A 17966-nucleotide genomic window follows, 5' to 3' on the forward strand; every position below is an offset into this window, starting at 1 on the left:
CCTTACGCTTTAGTGATTTTACAAAGGGTTACTTTTGTTTCTTGCATCTGAGTAACCGGGTCATAACCGTAGGTGGTTGCCGTGTTAGCAGCTTCACCTAAAACATACGGTGCACAACCTTCAGGGTAACGGCTATGAAGACTTTCACCTTCGAAGTAACCACCGAAGTGGAACGGAATAAACGCAAGACCCACTTGAACGCGCGGTGTTACCATCGCTTTCACTTTAATACGGCCTTTTTCTGCGCCTTCTACCCACACCATTTCGCCATCGCGGATGCCAAGGTCGTTCGCATCTTTCAGGTTGATTTCAACGAACATTTCACGCTGAAGTTCAGCCAACCATGGGTTAGAACGGGTTTCTTCACCACCACCTTCGTACTCAACCAGACGGCCAGACGTTAGGATAATTGGGTACTCGCCAGACACGTCTTTGTCCTGAATTGACTTGTACAATGTTGGCAGACGGAACATCGCTTCGCTGTCGTTCCATGTCTGGTATTCTGGCAATAGATCACGACGTGGCGTGTAAAGTGGCTCACGGTGTAGTGGCACTTTATCCGGGAATGTCCATACAACAGTACGTGCTTTCGCGTTACCGAATGGGATACAACCGTGCTTAATCGCTACGCGCTGAATACCGCCAGACAGGTCAGTTTTCCAGTTTTTACCTTCAGCAGCGACTTTCTCTTCTGCTGTTAGATCATCCCACCAACCCAGTTGCTTCAGCATCTTGTCAGTGAATTCTGGGTAACCGTCTTCTAGCTCACAGCCTAGAGAGTAGCTGTCGTCAGCCAATAAGCTTTCACCGTTACGCTCAACACCGAAACGTGCACGGAAGTTACCGCCACCCTGTGCAACCGTCTTAGACGTATCGTAAAGAATGTGCGTACCTGGGTGCTTCATCTCTGGCGTGCCCCAACATGGCCAAGGCAGACCGTACGTTTCACCGTTCGCAGGACCACCTACCGCTTCTAGCGAGGTGTTATCAAACGTGTGCCAGTTCTTCTGGTGTTCTTTCAAACGCTCAGGGCTCTGACCGGTGTAACCGATTGTCCACATACCTTTGTTGAATTCGCGCGTGATGTCTTCGATCACTGGCTGGTTGTTTTCAACTTTGATGTGCTTGAATAGCTGATCCGAAAGACCCAGTTTCTGCGCAAGCAGGTACATGATTTCGTGGTCAGGCTTAGATTCAAATAGCGGCTCGATAACCTGATCACGCCACTGAATAGAACGGTTTGTTGCTGTTACAGAACCGGTCGTCTCAAACTGTGTGGTCGCTGGAAGCAGGTACACGTTATCAGTACGGCCGTTCATTACCGCAGCCACACCTGGGTATGGGTCAACGATAACCATCATGTCTAGTTTGCCCATTGCAGTACGCATTTCTGTACCACGGGTCTGTGAGTTCACGGCGTGACCCCAGTAGAACATGGCACGGATGTTGTCGTTCTGCTCGATGTTCGCTTTGTCTTCCAACACGCCATCGATCCAACGAGAAACTGGAATACCTGCGTTGTACATTGGCTTTTTGCCACGGTATTCGTTCTGGTCGAAACGGCCTTTTAGCCACTCGTAGTCAACATCCCACACTTTAGACCAGTGCTTCCACGCCCCTTCAGACAGGCCGTAGTAACCAGGAAGGTTGTCAGACAGTACGCCGAAGTCCGTCGCACCCTGTACGTTATCGTGACCACGGAAGATGTTCGCACCGCCGCCAGATTTACCCATGTTGCCTAGTGCAAGCTCAAGGATACAGTACGCACGTGTGTTGTTGTTACCAGTAGTATGCTGAGTACCACCCATACACCAAACCACACAGCCAGGACGGTTTTCAGACAACAATTTCGCCGTCTGGTAAACGTCAGCTTCTGGCACGCCTGTTACGCGCTCAACTTCTGCTGGTGTCCACTTCGCCACTTCGGCACGCACTTCTTCCATACCCCAAACACGTTGGCGGATAAATTCTTTATCTTCCCAACCGTTTTTGAAGATGTGGAATAGCACACCCCAGATGAAGGCAACGTCAGAACCCGGACGTAGTGATACGTAGTGATCTGATTTCGCAGCAGTACGTGTACGACGTGGATCAACCACCACGATCTTACAGTTGTTACGCTCTTTCGCGATAAGGATGTGCTGCATCGCAACTGGGTGCGCTTCTGCAGGGTTTGAACCGATGAACAGCATAGACTTACAGTTATGCATGTCGTTCAGCGAGTTCGTCATCGCACCGTAACCCCAAGTGTTTGCTACACCGGCCACTGTGGTTGAGTGACAGATACGCGCCTGGTGGTCAACGTTGTTGGTACCCCAAAGAGAAACCATTTTACGGAACAAATACGCTTGTTCGTTGTTGTGCTTCGCCGAACCCAACCAGTAAACGGAATCTGGGCCTGACTCTTCACGGATTTTCAGCACTTGCTGGCTGACTTCCGTTAGTGCCTGATCCCAGCTCAGTTTCTGCCACTTGCCGTTAACCAGCTTCATTGGGTATTTCACACGACGCTCGCCGTGACCGTGTTCGCGCAGTGCCGCACCTTTTGCACAGTGTCCACCAGCATTAAAAGGGTGGTCGAAAGCAGGTTCCTGGTGAGTCCAGACACCGTCTTGAACTTCCGCGTAGATACCACAACCCACAGAACAGTGTGAACAGATAGTACGCTTCACTTCTTTTGGCGCGTCATACACATCTTGCGATGCGGCTTCGGCTTTTTTCATCATACCTGGTGCAAACATGCTTGCACCCGCTACACCACCAGCCGCAGCCAGTGACGTGTTTCGGATAAAGGAACGACGGGTAATACCTAGCTGGTTTTCGTCCTTGCTCACGTTGTCGGAACGTTTAATCAGTTTCATTTATAGCTCCGCCTTACAAGGTTTCGTAGTAATCGCGAACGTGTTGCGTTTCGCGATAGCCTGTTGTTTTTTCATTCTTCTTCTCTTCTGGCTGAGTCTCTTGGGCTTGAACAGCCGTTGATACACCAGCCACAACAGCACCAGCTGCCACACTAAGGCCAATGTTTTTCAACAACTGGCGGCGGCTTTGATTGGGTTTATTGTGCTCACTCATAAAAGCGTGCTCCTTTATCGTATCTCCTGATTTTTCACATGACTTCATGCGTTCAGGATGTTTTTTTGCTACGTTTTCATCAAATGTTATGGGTCAACTAAACGTCGACCCTAACGCTGAGAAACAGTTACATTGTCACGAAGTGAATTAGAAAGATTCTAGTTCACTTCCATGAAGCGTGTTTTTTCAATGGTCAGGAACTGTAGGGCAACTTCCCCGACCGCACTATAAAACACGGCACTTTTTGCGGTTTTCATGTCCGTACAAAGACGTTCTACCCAAGCGGCAAGATGACGATTGAAGAACGTACGTTGTAGATGAAGATCCCCGCCTTCCACCAGCATTGCCATCACTTCAAGCAATGCCGAAATATGATCTTCAGGTTCTTTTACAGATTCATCGCGAGCAAAGCCCAATTGCGCCAAATCACGACGAAGGTGTGCCAAAGGCATTTCCATCAAAGAACCGGTTAGATACCAAGAACCAAATGGAACCAGTTCACCACGACCAATACCAATAAACAGATCCTGATATTCTTCTTCAAGGGCAATCACAGAGGTTTTCTGCGCCGCCAATTTCAATACAGGCCAAGCCGCAGCCATATCGGTTGTAGCCGGTTGTTTCGTTTCCACATCTAGCGTAGAAAGCCAATCGATTACATCTTGTTCTGGTGCGCGACGTAGAAGATGAGCAAGCATCGCGTAGATATCCACGCGCAGTGACGTTTCTTCTTGTTGTGCATTCATTTGTTGCTGTTCCATAATGGCTTTCCTACATCTTCAACTGACTTTCAGGATCATCGGCAAGGTTGGTAAAAATGTCGCGAACACGACAGTCTTCACACATAGCGACACGACGTAGTGCCTCTCCTTGGAAGTGCGAGTGACCTTGTAACTTTTCAGTCAGCATTTTAATCATGGATGCAGGCGCAAATGCCTTACCACAAGATGTACAACATGCTGCTTCTTCTTCATGCACAGTACGTACAGATTGACGAGCAGTCGCATCCCAAGTCATACCTGGTTTTAGGGTAATGACTTTTTCCGGACACGCTTTTTCACACATGCCACATTGCACGCAATCTTGCTCAACAAATAGCAGGCCAGGACGATCACCAATGGCATGCAAGGCACGGGTTGGGCAAACAGCCACACAACTCATACATAACGTACAATCGTCAGTTTTACAGTCCACACCACCGTAAGGGGCATTCTCTAACAATGCAGAATGCGCAGGTTTAACTGACGCTTCGGCATAAAGGGCATCAAGTACAGTAAACAGTTTTGCGCGCTTATTTCCTTCCAGACGATCGGCGGTTTGAAGTAGCGCCGCATCAAAACCGGTAAAGGTTTCCGCATCTGCAAAGTTAAACAAGGCAATACGCTCTGCCTCATACCCCATTTCCGTTAAGAACGTTTGCGCAATGGTCAATTCATCACGCAGAACACGATCAATCGTTGCTGGGATATAAGCCGTATTCGTTGCGAGCAGAACCTGATGCGCACCGTAAGCCAATGCACTAAACCATGTATCAATACCAATCGTTGCCAATTCTTCTAGGGCAACTGGAATGACTGAGGTAGGCAATGTAGGCAGAACCTGAGCCACTTTGGCTTCATCACGATTACCAAAGAAAAGCAGTGTTGGTGCTTCCCCACCCTCAGACAAATAACGGGTCAGTAAACGATGCACAAAGTGTTGCGTGTTTTCAGGATCAGGTAGCGCATAGGTAATGGCTTCTGTCGGACAAGCCGTAGCACACGTCCCTACGCCTTGGCAAAGGTAAGGGTTAATCTCAATCGAATGTCCCGTACTCGACAGTGCACCAGCAGGGCAAGCATCAACACAACGATCACAACCTTGAATGCCACGAGATGAATGCGCACAAAGATCAGGATTTAGGCGGAAGTACTTCGGCTTATCAAACGTCCCCAACATAGCGGGTAACTCATCAATCACATCAGCGACTTTGGCTTTACCTGCGCCTACGCCGTAATAACCCGGAGCAGGAATTTCTACCGCAATCAGGCCTTCTGCTGTCATATCAACAACAAGGTCAAAACATGGGCGCGCAATCGCAACTTTCGCCAAATTAACCGCTGTCAGTGAACCTTCAACTTCACAGTTAACATCGAAGGCACCGAGGTAACCGCTGACAGTCACATTCGCTGCAAAATACAGATTGTCACGTTTTTGTGTTGCGTCTGCTTTCTCTGTGGCTAGTAGGGTTACAGAGTTCAAGCCAGAAAATTGATCCGCCAATGCGATAATCGTTTCTTCTGCACCAATGATCACAACATTGCCACGGCTTTCATAAGAAACCGTTGGTGGGATCAGGTTCGACAATTCCACGGTGCCTTTAATCGCCGCGTAACGTGCCTGACCATTGTGATCCGCAAAAGCGCTCTCAGAATATGCTTCAAGTGTACTATTTAACATTCTTATTCCTGTCTACTCGTCACCGCTAGTCAGTGCCGGTTGAAGCGCATTGTTTTAAATCGGAAATTTAAAATAAAACGCTTCATACTTCTCTATAGAGCAATAACCGATCCAACTTTTCACGGAATAAAATGACCTAAAAGGAACTAGAATCCGAACGAGACAGTTTGACCGCATACGCTGGAGACATTTTGTCTCACCATCAAATGCATACTGCGCCAAAATGTCCCGATCAATATTAAGGGTATTATTCCCTTTTTGTCCCAATTCAGATTTTCATCAGTTTTTTCGCTCTATGCGTGACGACTGAATTGCGTACTTCGCTCTTTTTTCTTATCGATGACCGTTTTCCGACAACGACAACTACAACTTCGCGACCGTCAGTGATGTAGGGTTTGATTCACTGTTCGTGTTGTCTGTACTGTTATCTGTATTGCTGTCGGTATGACCGCTTTCCAAACAGGCTGTCTTTTGATCAACAGTTTGGTCAGTAATTTGATCAGCAAGAGATTCACCGTCTTCACAGTATTGCGCCAATGAATCAGGTAACGTCACACCAGAATCAATATCGTCCACAACGGTCGATACCGCCGATTCAGGGCGAGCCGTCTGTGATGTCGCCTCATCCAGCATACCTTCTACCTGTTCCACCGCTTTATTTACCCAGCCACGCAATTGCGCGGTGACCTTGGCATCAAGCGCCGGAATGTTTGAGAAGTCTTCGGTATGATCATCCATATCACTGATGTAATTAAATTCATCCGAATGGAAAAGCTTTCTCAGTGCCGCTTTCTTTACCGACTTTTCAACGCCGGTTTTCATGAAATTCGTCACACCCGAATCAAAAGAGACATTCACCACATCATTCAATGTCGGTAAGGCAGCCGCTTCTTGTTCATCGGTATCGGTAGCTACTGCTGTCGTTGTATCTGTCACATCAGTTGCAGTAGCATCTGTTTGAGCACTCGTTGCCGTAAGCGCCGGCGTCTCACCACCCGCCACGTCACGATGTGAAACTTCATTCGCGACATTATTCGCCGCATCAACCGTCAAATGGCTAGTGTCTTGTGTGGATGAAGCGTCCGTTGGCGTATCCTGTGCCTTTTCTTCCCTGGCTTGTAGTTTGCGACTTGACCATCGCTGGAAGAAATTAGTTGCCACTGGAGCGCCCTTTTCTGTCTTTGCTGTTGTCTTTACAGCGTTTCTTACGGAATTCTAATTGCTCGCCATGGCGGCCAATATAAGCTTCCATCCACGCCTGTACCTGTAACGGCGTGGTGATGTGCAATACCTGATAGTCACCGTCCATGTAACCGCTTGCCAAACCTTGCGCAGCCGTGATCAGTAACGGCGACAGTTGTTCATTCTCTTCTACACACACAATGAACAAATGGGGATCACGCGAACTCAGGTTAAAACGATAATCAGAACGTTCATGCTTATGTAACTCAAGCGGCAGGCAGTACCCGCCTTCTTTCGCGGCAAGGAAGTCTTTTTCTTCTTCATCGTAGAGACACACATCCTCAATCGACCAAGAAAGTGTTGTCCAACGTCCTATTTGCTTTTCTTCAGAGACAAGTCGGAAGGCAATAGGCCAAACCGTTTCGTCTTTATGTAATTCTGGCACGCTCACTCCTTACGCTTATTGATAGCTGTTGATGCGTTCTCTCTCGCGATAACGGCCACCATGATGCGATCATGACGCCGTATTCTGACAAGACTCTTCTGGCTAGAGTAAAGCAAAGAGTAGGCCAACTTTTATTATCCATACCATCAACACGACCAACTGCGGTTTTTCTCATCACTTTGTCAGGTTGTTGTCTCCTCGCTTGCCTCTGCGTCAGCCCCCGTTATTGGGTCTGACTCTGTGCCTCATCCACCAGCGCAAGCAGATGTGGAATGAACTTTGCTTGTAACTTTGCTTACAGTGAGATTTAGCACAACCTATGCCGAGCCCCGTCACGTTACTCCAGCCTTCACAGCATCGTGGCAACGTGACACTTATCCATAATGCTTAACGGCGTTCTCTGTGGCTGAATGTGATCACTTTAGAGAATAGTCTGACTGACTCATTTCGCGAATCGACGAATTCGCGTCTCTTACAGCACGGCATATACTTTTATTTTTTACAGCAGGAATGTTTGATGAGCCAATTGCCAAAAATCATTAAGACCCACTCGTCGGTCAAGCAAACCATGACAGTTCAAGTGATGGATGAATATGGCGATTTGATGGAGAAAGAAATCGCCTGCGAACACCCATTAACGGTTTACCTGAACTGGGTAGAAGTCGTGACCTTAATGACATTGGGCGAGCGCCCTTCTGCGCTGGTGCTGGGTTACTTGAAAAACCAAGGCTTTATTGAAGACATTAGTGCCATTGAATCGCTGATCATTGACTGGGAAACCAACTCTGCCGCCGTCATTACGCGCGAGAATACTGATGGCCTTGAGAAAAAGCTGTCAAAGAAGACGGTGACCTCGGGTTGTGGTCAAGGCACCATGTTTGGCAACGTGATGAAAAAGCTCGAAGGTGTCCAGTTACCACAACCATCCCTTACCCAGTCGATGCTATACGGCCTACTGGAATCGCTAACCCATCATAACGAAACCTATAAAGCCGCCGGCGCCGTTCATGGCTGTGCCGTGTGTAAAGACACGAGCATTCTATCGTTTGTGGAAGATGTGGGTCGTCATAATGCCGTTGATACCCTAGCCGGTGAAATGTGGCTAAAAGGCGAAACCGGCGCTGATAAGATTTTCTATACCACAGGCCGTTTGACCTCAGAGATGGTGATTAAAGTCGCGCAGATGGGCATCCCCGTTCTGTTGTCTCGTTCGGGTGCCACACAGATGGGTTACGAGTTAGCGAAGACGTTGGGCATTACCATGATTGCCCGCGCTAAAGGCCACCGTTTCCAAATCTATAACGGCAGCGAGAATCTTATCCTCGACGTAAAGGGCGATGCCGCGACAGACAAACAAGTGAATGCAGATACCGATGCACACCAAGCCGCGAAAAAACGAGGTGATGCGTAATGGACTCACCCTTTCCCGAATTCATGAATGCCAAGCAAGTGGCTGAATACCTCGACCTAAACGAAAAGAAAGTCTACGCCCTCGCGAATGATGGTTTACTGCCTGCAACAAAAGTGACGGGTAAATGGTTATTTCCCAAGGCGATGCTTGATAAATGGTTGCTCGATTCTTGCCATAACGGTGCGTTGAATGATCGCTTGTTGATTGCAGGTTCAGACGATCCCCTCTTACAGATGGTAGTGGGTGATATGGCCAACAAGCTCGGCAGTACCGCGTTAGTGGGTTACACCTCTACCGGCACGCGCCAGGGTTTGTCTATGTTAAGCAAAGGCCATGTGGATATGTGTGCCATTCATTGGGGCCATGCCGAAGAAGCCGCGTTACGTCATCCTGCGTTATTACAACAGTATGCGGGTCATAAGAATTGGGTGTTGGTGCATGCCTTTGAGCGTAAGCAAGGTTTAGTGGTGTCACAAGAAATCGCCGAGTGCGTGAATAACCGTTCGTTAATGCCACAAGAGTTAATCGCGTCTCGCTGGCGTTGGGCGCTGCGTCAGGAGGGTGCTGGCAGTATGCGTGCCTTAGGCGAATGGCTCCATAATCACGCTTATACCGTCGATATGTTGACCTCTGTGGGTGTGTGTCACAGTGAGCGAGAGTTGGCCTCTGCCATTGCCCGTGGTGAAGCCGATGTGGGTTGCGCCAGCCAGAGTACCGCTGGGGAGTTTGGCCTCGGGTTTATTCCTTTGTGCACCGAAGCGTTTGAGTTGGTGATCCCGAAAAACATTTACTTCCGTGCCCTGCCGCAGCAATTACTGCAAGCCTTAGCGGATACCGAAGTGCAAGGCAAAGGTGACAAGTTAGGTGGCTACCAGTTTGAGCGTACTGGCGCGCAGATGTGGAGTGCCAAGTAGCGAATCAAGGCTAATAAGCCTATCAAGATAAACAAGAGGGAGTGCTATCACCGACAATACGTCGTGATGGCACTCCCTTTTTTGTGTCCAAAATCAGCCGAAAAGTGTGATGGATTGTTGATTGCGTTCAATCTGAAAAATCACTATTTTGATAGCAATTCAAAACAACACCTTGATACCCGCCGCCAAGTGAAGCAATCTAAATAAATACCATTAAAGACTACCAAACAAAAATGCCATCTCTGTCATGTTCACAACATGACTAATACGCGACACATTAGAGGCTTGATGCAATACAAGCGCGTTGTGCAAGCGTCGTTTTGGCATGGTCGATAACATACTGTTTGGCTTCAATCAGATCTGATGTTTTTAACGTCATCACTGGACAAATTTTATCTGAATCTACACGACTTATAATAAGATGAGGCTGATAATCAAAAGGCGCCTCTTCACTACCCATCTCTAGCTTCGTAAGTAAGTAACGTGGTTCCTTATCTTCGACTAACCAATGAAGAGGAAAATGTAAAACAAACGGATTTTCCTTGGTCACAGTATGTAACCAACTCATCCTCTTCACATCATTTTTAATCAGCGATACAACTTGGATGTCAGGTAAAACCTGTAGCAATTCGACCTGATAGCCTTCGACCATACCGCAAGTCGACGTGACAGCAGCTTCATTTGAGTTATCGCCACTCTCCTGACAAGCGAATATCTCTTGAAAATATGATTGAGTCAGTTGACCACTGACTGCTGATGACGACACTGTAGCCAGTGACAATAGAAGTAATGCATGTTTCACAGATATCCCTCTCCGATATTTCAAGTCACGCTACTCCAACATCTGCAAGCGGGTTCGCTCGCCTTTCGGTAACTTGCTGACCACCAGCGTGTAAGACTGTTTGGCTAAATCACAGATCATGCTACCGTGTACATCTTGCTCCAGCGAAACGGTGATCCAGTGTTGTTTGTTCATGTGGTAGCCAGGGATGATCCCTGTGAACTGCTCAGCTAGAAAGATATTGTCCACTGGCGTCCCTTTCAGGGTGACTCGCCATTCCCCGTAATAGTGCGCAACCAGCGCAAACATTTTGCCGGAGACCTTAAACACCTCCGCATCCGGACCAAACGGGTAACTGCTGTCAGATTCCGGTAGCTGTGCAAGGTAGTCAACAAGATCGGTATGTTCCATGTTTACGGCTCCAGATTAAGGTTTCTTTTGAGTTTCTATTGATAGAAATGCCAATTAATTAGAATGGCGCTAGCGAGGACACTGAAATCACGATACGCTTGAATTTATAAATAACAGCCGCCGCATTTTACCTGAAACGGGAGACACTTTGATTCGTCCACTTCGCACTTTACTCCTCCTTGTCGTCAGCGCCACCAGCTTTACGACACTTGCCAGCAACATTGAAACCGCGTCAGTCAGTGCCTATGTCAGTGAACTCAAATCCGGCAATGTGGTGTATCAGAAAAATGCCGATGTAGTGATGCCTATTGCCTCGCTCACCAAAGTGATGACCGCCATCGTGGTGTTAGATGCCAAGTTGCCACTTAAAGAGGCGTTGACGTTCGATACTACGGACAAAAAGCGCATCTATAACGGCTATTCACGTATTAGAATGCAATCACAACTTACCCGTGGTGAAGCACTGCGTATTGCCTTAATGTCTTCTGAAAACTTGGCCTCAGCCGCGTTAGCCGATAACTTCCCCGGTGGACACACCGCGTTTGTCGCCGCGATGAATAAAAAAGCTAAGCAGTTAGGCATGATGCAGACCCATTTTGTCGACAGTTCCGGTTTAAGCCCCGACAATGTCTCGACGGCGACCGATGTGCACAAGATGATCGTGGCCGCAAGCAAATACCCTGAGATCAAAAAATTCAGTACGACCGTCGTACATACAGCGTATTTTAAAAAGCCACGTTACAAACTGGGCTACACCAATACCAATGCATTGGTGCGTGGGAATAAATGGGACATTACCCTGAGTAAAACGGGTTATCTCGATATTGCAGGTCACTGTCTAGCGATGATTGCCAACATAGATAAGCAGGACTACGTGATGATCACGCTGGATGCCTACGGTAAAAGGACGCCGCTGGGCGATGCGAGCCGTATCAAAAAGTGGATCACAACCGGTGACAGCGGCGATATTTCTGATTCTGCCGAGCATTATCAGCGCACGAAGCTGAGTGCCTTAGCGCAATAGCCTCTTACTTACTCGGTCAGCGCCGAAATACCATTCGGCGCTCGACTTTATGCATTTCTTACTTCGTACATTAACTTACATCGGCTGACAGCCGGTTTCCCGTTTCCGTTGTTGCACCCGCGATAAGATCTGACTTTGATTGATGGCGTATTGTTCCAGCGCCGGTAAGCCCCCTTCCAGCACAAACAAAGCGGCACGCAAGGTGTCAGGCACTGTCTCTCGTTTTGTTTGCATCGTCGTCACCAAAGCGCGATCCATCAGAAGATAGCGATCCATATTGAAGGTATAGGCCGCTTGTGAAAACAACGACGTGAGTTGTTGTTCCGTGTAGATATAGCCCCAACTGCCCAGTTCCGATTCGGCGACAAACTTATCCGGCGTGATACTCGGTATCGTGAAAGGTCTCTCTTCGCGCGTCTCTTCATGTTGCGCTTGATGTTGCTTGGCCTGCCACGCGTTCACACCGCCTAGCAAGATTTTTACCGGATAACGCAATTGCGCATTAAGTTTGGCGGTTTCTATTTCGACATCGTGATAATTGATGCCATTGCCTAACAGCAAGATCGGTTTGTCATGCAGGTAGGTTTTATGTTTGATAGCGCGCAGTGACAGCCGGAGTGTGCCCGGAATGTTATACGTCCCTTGCGTAATATCCACCACATGCCAGCTTACCTTGTTATCTGGGATTGTCATGGCATACAAATCCGGATTGCGCTCGGTATGACTGGAAACCGGTAAGACAAAATCAAACAATACATTCAGTGGCGTATCATCCGTAATCGCATCACATTGCTGCCCGTCGGCATGTTGATGCAATGCGTTTTTCGACACCGTTTGGCTTGGTGTATCGTTCGCGCTAGCAGGTAAGCTCAGCACACTCACACTTACGCCCACCAGCATACTCAGAATCTGACGCGGTATCGGACGTGATATGGCTTTTTTCGTTACATCGGGCATCGTGTTCATCCCGTTACTCCACTTTCGTCAGGCGAATCGCATCTGCCACCACAACGCCCCAGAAATAATCGTTCTCAATACTGACTTTTAATGGCCCCGGTTGCAGGTTCAGCTCACCGAGGTGACGCCATTTCCCGCCATTGAATTTCTGTGACACCGTTTTGCTGTCCAATCGTGATTGCGCATTCGACAAGGTATAGGTGACTGAGCCGCTGCGATCATCGTCTGCCGTCCACATGGCCTCCACACGGTAGGTGCCCGCTTCGGCAATTTGCGCCTGCCAATACGCATCACCCCAACGGGAATAGGCATAATCAGCTTTTGCAAAGCCAGCCACTTGGGTGCTTTTTGTCCATGAACCGGATGCGGCATGAAACGCTTCCGACGCGTTATCCAAAATGATGGCCGTGGCATCGCGTTTCACAAATTTCACCGCATCCGCCACCACACAGCCATTCACCGCGTCATTGTTCACACTGACGGTCGCCATACCTGCATCAAAATGGTACACGCCGAGCGACTGCCATTCCCCGCCACCCACGCGCTGATTTTTCAATAGAGAGGTAGACGAACGTGCAGAGGCAGATGAACGTGCAGAGGCAGATGAAGCCACAGTCGGTGCCTTGTGATACACGGTATAACGGGCATTAGACGCGCGACTTTTATGTGCCGACCAATTGGTGAACACTTCATATAAGCCTTCATGATGCAATTCCACATCCCATGCTGCACGCCCCTCGATACCCGGACACATCAGCCCGTAATCATCCCCTTGATAGCCCGCATACTGCTGGCTCACATCGACAGCACCTGAAGCCGAGAAATCAATAGAATGGTTATCCACCTTTAACGCATGACGAGATGCACCCGCCACTTTTTGCACTTTAATCGCATCAATCGCGACGGTTGCGGGCCGATCTAATTGCGCGGTCAAATCGTAGTAACCGGCCTTCAGCCAGTATTTCCCTAACGAGGCCCACGAAGCACTGCCTGCATCTTGTTCTTGCGCCGCCTCTTTCTTTGACAGCGTCCCAGAAAACGCAGCAGATAACGTGTGATTCACGTATTGGGATGACAGGCCAAAAGTTAATGCCGCATTGTCAAAACCAGGGAGGTCCCGAAATGCCAAGGCATACCAGCCATCTTCACGAATACGCAATCGCCATTCACTTTGTCGCGCAGGCTCATCGGCGTTATGGCGCATCACATGGTAACCATGCCCGATGAAACCACTGACGCGATCATCCAGTGTGGCGGTTTTATCCAGTGACGCCTCAACCATGGCATCATCCACCAGCAAATACGCCGATTCATTCACCTTGATGGTCGCGGGTGATTGCACCACCACGGTATGCACATCGTCTTTAATGATGGCGGTGACTTTATACAAGCCCGGATTGAGCGAATGGGTATCCCATTGGTAGCGACTGTCGAGATCATCTTCATTCAACGCCGAGACCATCAATTGGCTTGGTGAATCCAGCGGCAACATACGCACGTTGTCGGCAATAATGCGTTGCCCCAAGCCATGATTCACCGGTTGGTCGTCATTCAATTGCAACGTCAGTGCCCCCTCTGCCACATTGAATACGCCCAACGATACCCAACCTTCGGTCGGCTGCACATTCACAGTCGACGCAACGCCATTCTTATCCGTGACAGTGTAACTCACCGTTTGCGGGTAATCGTATTCTGCCGTTGGCCAATAGGTTTGCAGCTCGTAATAACCGGCCACTGGGGCGGCCATGTTCCATTTAGCGTGAGAAGGCACATCCGATTGCAGCAAAACATAATAATGCCCCTGCTCACCGGCGTTCACTTCTACCCAACCCGCACCGCTAACACTAAAATGATCGCCTTTCGTCGGTGTGTCGATGCTGTCCGCATAGTTGGTGTAATACAAATCAACCGATGCACTGCTGTCTGGATCTTCATCGCGCCACGCCAGTGTGATCGGCTCACCCACATTCACTTCTATATCTGAGTATGGTTTCACCCAACGCAATGTCGGGGCGGTATCCGCCAATTGATCATCCACGTAAAAACGGGATTTGTCGGTCCATTCACTGTAACGGCCGTTTTCATCACGCGCTCGCACACGCCAGTGGTACCAAGTGCGATCCGTTAACGCGCGATTCACCTGAAACGTCGGTTCTGCCGCCATGCTGGTGGTCACCAAGCTGGCCGACAGCCCTTCCGCATACACTTCAAATTCATACTCAAGGAACGCAGGGCGGTCGAGACCTTTGAATTCGGCCTTCTGCAATTCCAATACCGGTGCCGTACTGGCCACCCATGCACCATGGCCGGGATTCTTCACGACAGGTCGTCGTAATGCCGTTTGTGCTTGTTCCACCGTAAACTGGCCGTTTAGCACATCGCTATAGGCATCATTATCATCGACCGCTTTTACTCGCCAATAATACGATTGGCCGGCCTGTAGCTGATCAACACGCCATGCCACATCACCATCATCTTGTGGCCAAATCAGCTGACCGCGTTTTGCCGCAGAGCTGAACGTTGGCACGGTATCCAGTTCAAACGCATAACCGACACTGTGGCCATCACGATCATCAGATTGTGAAACCACGATATCCACGTAGCCGCTCCCGGCCTGATCCAGCGCGATCACGTCGCCATGACGCGGCGCAATCAAATCCGGCATGGCCGGACGCGCATTGGCTTTTAATACGGTAAATTGCGATACCGCAGAATGGGCCGTTGCGCTATCAGGATCGGTGGCGGTAACTTGCCAGAAATAATCCGCCCCTTCCAGTAACGATTCGGTCGATTGCCACGCCGTAACGCCTGTTGCGTCACCGACAATCGCACTGGATTGCGCGACGGGTTTCGTCAATCCTTCATCACTGTACAAGGTAAAGGTGTACGTCAGTTCGCCCCCTTCCGGATCGTCAGCATTCATCACGCTAAGTACTGGCATAAAGCTATCTACACTGGTGGTGTCCAACGGCGAATTCAAACGCGGAACGGTTGGTGCCTCATTGACTTGATTGAGATAAAAGTCGCCGTAATTCCACGTACTGTACACATCACCATTAAAGGCCCGAACGCGCCAATAATAGTGCTGATTTTCCGTCCATAATCCGCTCGGTTGCCAATACGTCTGTTGCTCGCCTTCTTCCACGGGGCCGGACGCCACAAACGGCTGCGTCATGCCCGCATCGGTAAAGACTTCAAAGAAATAGGTGATCGCTTTGCTGCCCGCATAAGCGGCATTGTTTACCGCCAGAGCGGCTTTAGGATCAAGGACCACACCGGCAAGCGGTGCCGTAATCGTTGGGGTGTGCGGGCCATTATCCAAGGTTGGGTTGCTGCCGGTTTCAAACTCTTCAAAATCAGGGATACCGTCATCGTCATAATCCCCGATGCCATCGCGATCCAACGTCATGAAGTGCTTGCGTTCCCACTCGTCGTCCATGCCGTCGCCATCAATGTCATAGCTCGGGTTCACCGCTAACAACACTTGCTGATTGGTATAACGTTCGCCATCACTGGCCGACACAATGATCGGATAGTTACCCATTTGTCCAGGCTTGATCGGCCAATTAAAACGCGCTTTGCCGTTGGCGATATCCACCAGCGTGGCACCGGGGGGCAATGGTGATACAGATAACATCAGCGGATCATCATTGATGTCTTCTGCATCAATATAAAAATCTAACATCCCGCCTTCATGGCCGACCATATCGGGAATATAACGCATCAACGGCGCAGCCGGTTGCTCGGTACGGTCACTGAAATCAAGGATATATTCGCCTGGGGTTTGGGTATCAAACAGGTGTAAATCATACGACCACACCTTGGTGTCTTCATTAAACTGTTTGGAAAACCACACGTTTTTAAGATTCAGCAAACGACCATCACTGCGCAGCACTTGCACAATGGCTTTCTCGCCGTTGAATGGATCGGGAATACGCACATACGTCGCCCCCGCTTCCGCCGGGAAATTCAATTGATGGGTGTAAAGTACAGGGTGCTTATCTTTCGTCTCATCACGACCCGCATCGTTATTCTTCGCATGATTAATATCACCGTTGCCCTTGACTTGTTCCTTGATCGCGTCGGCATCAAACGCCATAGGCGATACTGCGGCAGATTCGGCAGAAGGTGCGGATAACATCAGAATATCGCGGGCTTCCTCTGCATCATATCCAGCGCTACCTTCCGCATCAGAAGCAGAAAGTGGTGCGGCAGGTGAAGCCTTAGGAGTGGCCATTTCAGTCAGACGGGCATGCAACGAATGATCAACCACAGGGATGTCGTTTCCGTCGGATTCAAACGCCGTCAGCACATCGCCTTTATAAGCCAGAAAATCGGTAATGTGATCGTGCCCGGGCGATGCCACCAGCACGTCTTTAAGTAATTCATGGGTTTGTATCGCCCCAACAAGCGTCGGCAATTTACGTCCGTGTTGATCCGCGTGACTGAACCGCATATCAAAACCACGGAGGCGAGCGGTACGGGCGGTTTCCATTTGCCATCGCCCTGTCACACTGGCCTGTGCGGGCAAATTGCCTAACGCCAGCATTAACGAATTGCTCGTATCGGTATCCCCGACAAAACTCTCGGTGATCGTATAGTTTACGGGCTGCCCGATGGCATCTTCGACGATCTCTGTCACCGCGGTATCAATATTCACCTGACGCGCGTCACCATGGCCGCTATTACGCACGCGCAGCCCCACCGTAAACGGTTCAACCGGCTCAATACCGACCGTACGCGGGTCATCCCCATGCACATCACGGGGTAAGAAATAATCCAATGTCAGCATCGGAATGGGCTGCACGCGCACAGAATCGGGCGTGACCGCAATCTCTTCCCGCAGATCATTTAAGGTATATGACAGTGAAGCGTTCGCGTAATACAGCGTGCCTGTTGGCACCTGCCCGCCACTGCCCATCGCCGGGACAATCAGCCAGCGCGCCGTGGCTTGTTGTGACGGCGGCAGTTGGCCTTTACCGGCAATATCGTTGATGCCTTCCAGGTGGGCTTCTTGAATAAAGAACGCTGCGTTGGGGTGTGCCGGATCAGAGGAGGCAATCACGGGATTACCTTGCTCATCAATAAAATGAAGGGTGATATGAATATTGTTCAGGGCTTGATGATCCAACGCGTTATTCATGGTCATCACGGCTTCAAACCCCTGCCGTTCAAGGATCTGCGTTTGGTTGATCTCAAGTTCAACAACGGCACACAGATTGCGTTCGCTCGCCTGCACAGACGAGCCTGCACAAAGCAGAAGACACACCGCTAACTTTTTAAATTGCGTCAATTGCGATTCCACGAATAACATCCTTTGTTAAACG

Annotated in this window: 13 protein-coding genes; 3 read left to right on the forward strand and 10 right to left on the reverse strand. The window is 49.4% G+C overall.

The window, feature by feature from the left end; genetic code table 11:
- Positions 1–2: 2 nt before the first annotated feature.
- The 6 genes from ACSF8W_RS10740 to ACSF8W_RS10765 form a co-directional block, all read right to left on the reverse strand.
- A complete protein-coding gene (locus ACSF8W_RS10740; protein ID WP_500847338.1) occupies positions 3–2861 on the reverse strand; it encodes a formate dehydrogenase subunit alpha in 2859 nt (952 codons plus the stop codon).
- 13 nt (positions 2862–2874) lie between these two features.
- On the reverse strand, positions 2875–3075 hold the full coding sequence (locus ACSF8W_RS10745; RefSeq protein WP_428477490.1) for a twin-arginine translocation signal domain-containing protein: 201 nt from the start codon (positions 3073–3075) through the stop codon (positions 2875–2877).
- A 158-nt stretch (positions 3076–3233) separates the two neighbouring features.
- Positions 3234–3836, reverse strand: coding sequence for a TorD/DmsD family molecular chaperone (locus tag ACSF8W_RS10750; RefSeq protein ID WP_500847339.1), 603 nt, complete (start codon positions 3834–3836; stop codon positions 3234–3236).
- A 10-nt stretch (positions 3837–3846) separates the two neighbouring features.
- Entirely contained in the window at positions 3847–5514 is a 1668-nt protein-coding gene (locus ACSF8W_RS10755; protein WP_500847340.1) for a 4Fe-4S dicluster domain-containing protein, read from the reverse strand.
- Between the two features lie 363 nt (positions 5515–5877).
- Entirely contained in the window at positions 5878–6675 is a 798-nt protein-coding gene (locus ACSF8W_RS10760) for a DUF3306 domain-containing protein (protein WP_500847341.1), read from the reverse strand.
- Positions 6665–7141, reverse strand: coding sequence for a DUF3305 domain-containing protein (locus ACSF8W_RS10765; protein WP_500847342.1), 477 nt, complete (start codon positions 7139–7141; stop codon positions 6665–6667). The genes ACSF8W_RS10760 and ACSF8W_RS10765 overlap by 11 nt, the downstream gene beginning before the upstream one ends.
- 517 nt (positions 7142–7658) lie before the next feature.
- On the opposite strand from ACSF8W_RS10765, the gene fdhD reads away from it, so the two are divergent.
- Entirely contained in the window at positions 7659–8552 is an 894-nt protein-coding gene (fdhD, locus tag ACSF8W_RS10770; protein WP_500847343.1) for a formate dehydrogenase accessory sulfurtransferase FdhD, read from the forward strand.
- Positions 8552–9466 carry a substrate-binding domain-containing protein gene (locus ACSF8W_RS10775; RefSeq protein WP_500847344.1) on the forward strand — a complete coding sequence of 305 codons (915 nt, stop codon included), beginning with the start codon at positions 8552–8554 and terminating at the stop codon, positions 9464–9466. Before fdhD ends, ACSF8W_RS10775 begins: the two co-directional genes overlap by 1 nt.
- Before the next feature lie 277 nt (positions 9467–9743).
- Here ACSF8W_RS10775 and ACSF8W_RS10780 read toward each other — a convergent pair whose 3' ends face one another.
- Entirely contained in the window at positions 9744–10268 is a 525-nt protein-coding gene (locus ACSF8W_RS10780; protein ID WP_500847345.1) for a hypothetical protein, read from the reverse strand.
- Between the two features lie 30 nt (positions 10269–10298).
- Positions 10299–10658: an MmcQ/YjbR family DNA-binding protein gene (locus ACSF8W_RS10785; protein WP_500847346.1), complete on the reverse strand. Its 360-nt coding sequence runs from the start codon at positions 10656–10658 to the stop codon at positions 10299–10301.
- A gap of 148 nt (positions 10659–10806) precedes the next feature.
- On the opposite strand from ACSF8W_RS10785, the gene pbpG reads away from it, so the two are divergent.
- Entirely contained in the window at positions 10807–11682 is an 876-nt protein-coding gene (pbpG, locus tag ACSF8W_RS10790) for a D-alanyl-D-alanine endopeptidase (RefSeq protein ID WP_500847347.1), read from the forward strand.
- A 75-nt stretch (positions 11683–11757) separates the two neighbouring features.
- On the opposite strand, the gene ACSF8W_RS10795 is transcribed toward pbpG, so the two are convergent.
- Entirely contained in the window at positions 11758–12648 is an 891-nt protein-coding gene (locus ACSF8W_RS10795; protein ID WP_500847348.1) for a hypothetical protein, read from the reverse strand.
- A 4-nt stretch (positions 12649–12652) separates the two neighbouring features.
- Positions 12653–17944: a golvesin C-terminal-like domain-containing protein gene (locus ACSF8W_RS10800; RefSeq protein WP_500847349.1), complete on the reverse strand. Its 5292-nt coding sequence runs from the start codon at positions 17942–17944 to the stop codon at positions 12653–12655.
- Between the last annotated feature and the right edge of the window lie 22 nt (positions 17945–17966).

The sequence above is a fragment of the Photobacterium sp. 270122K genome (assembly GCF_059941365.1).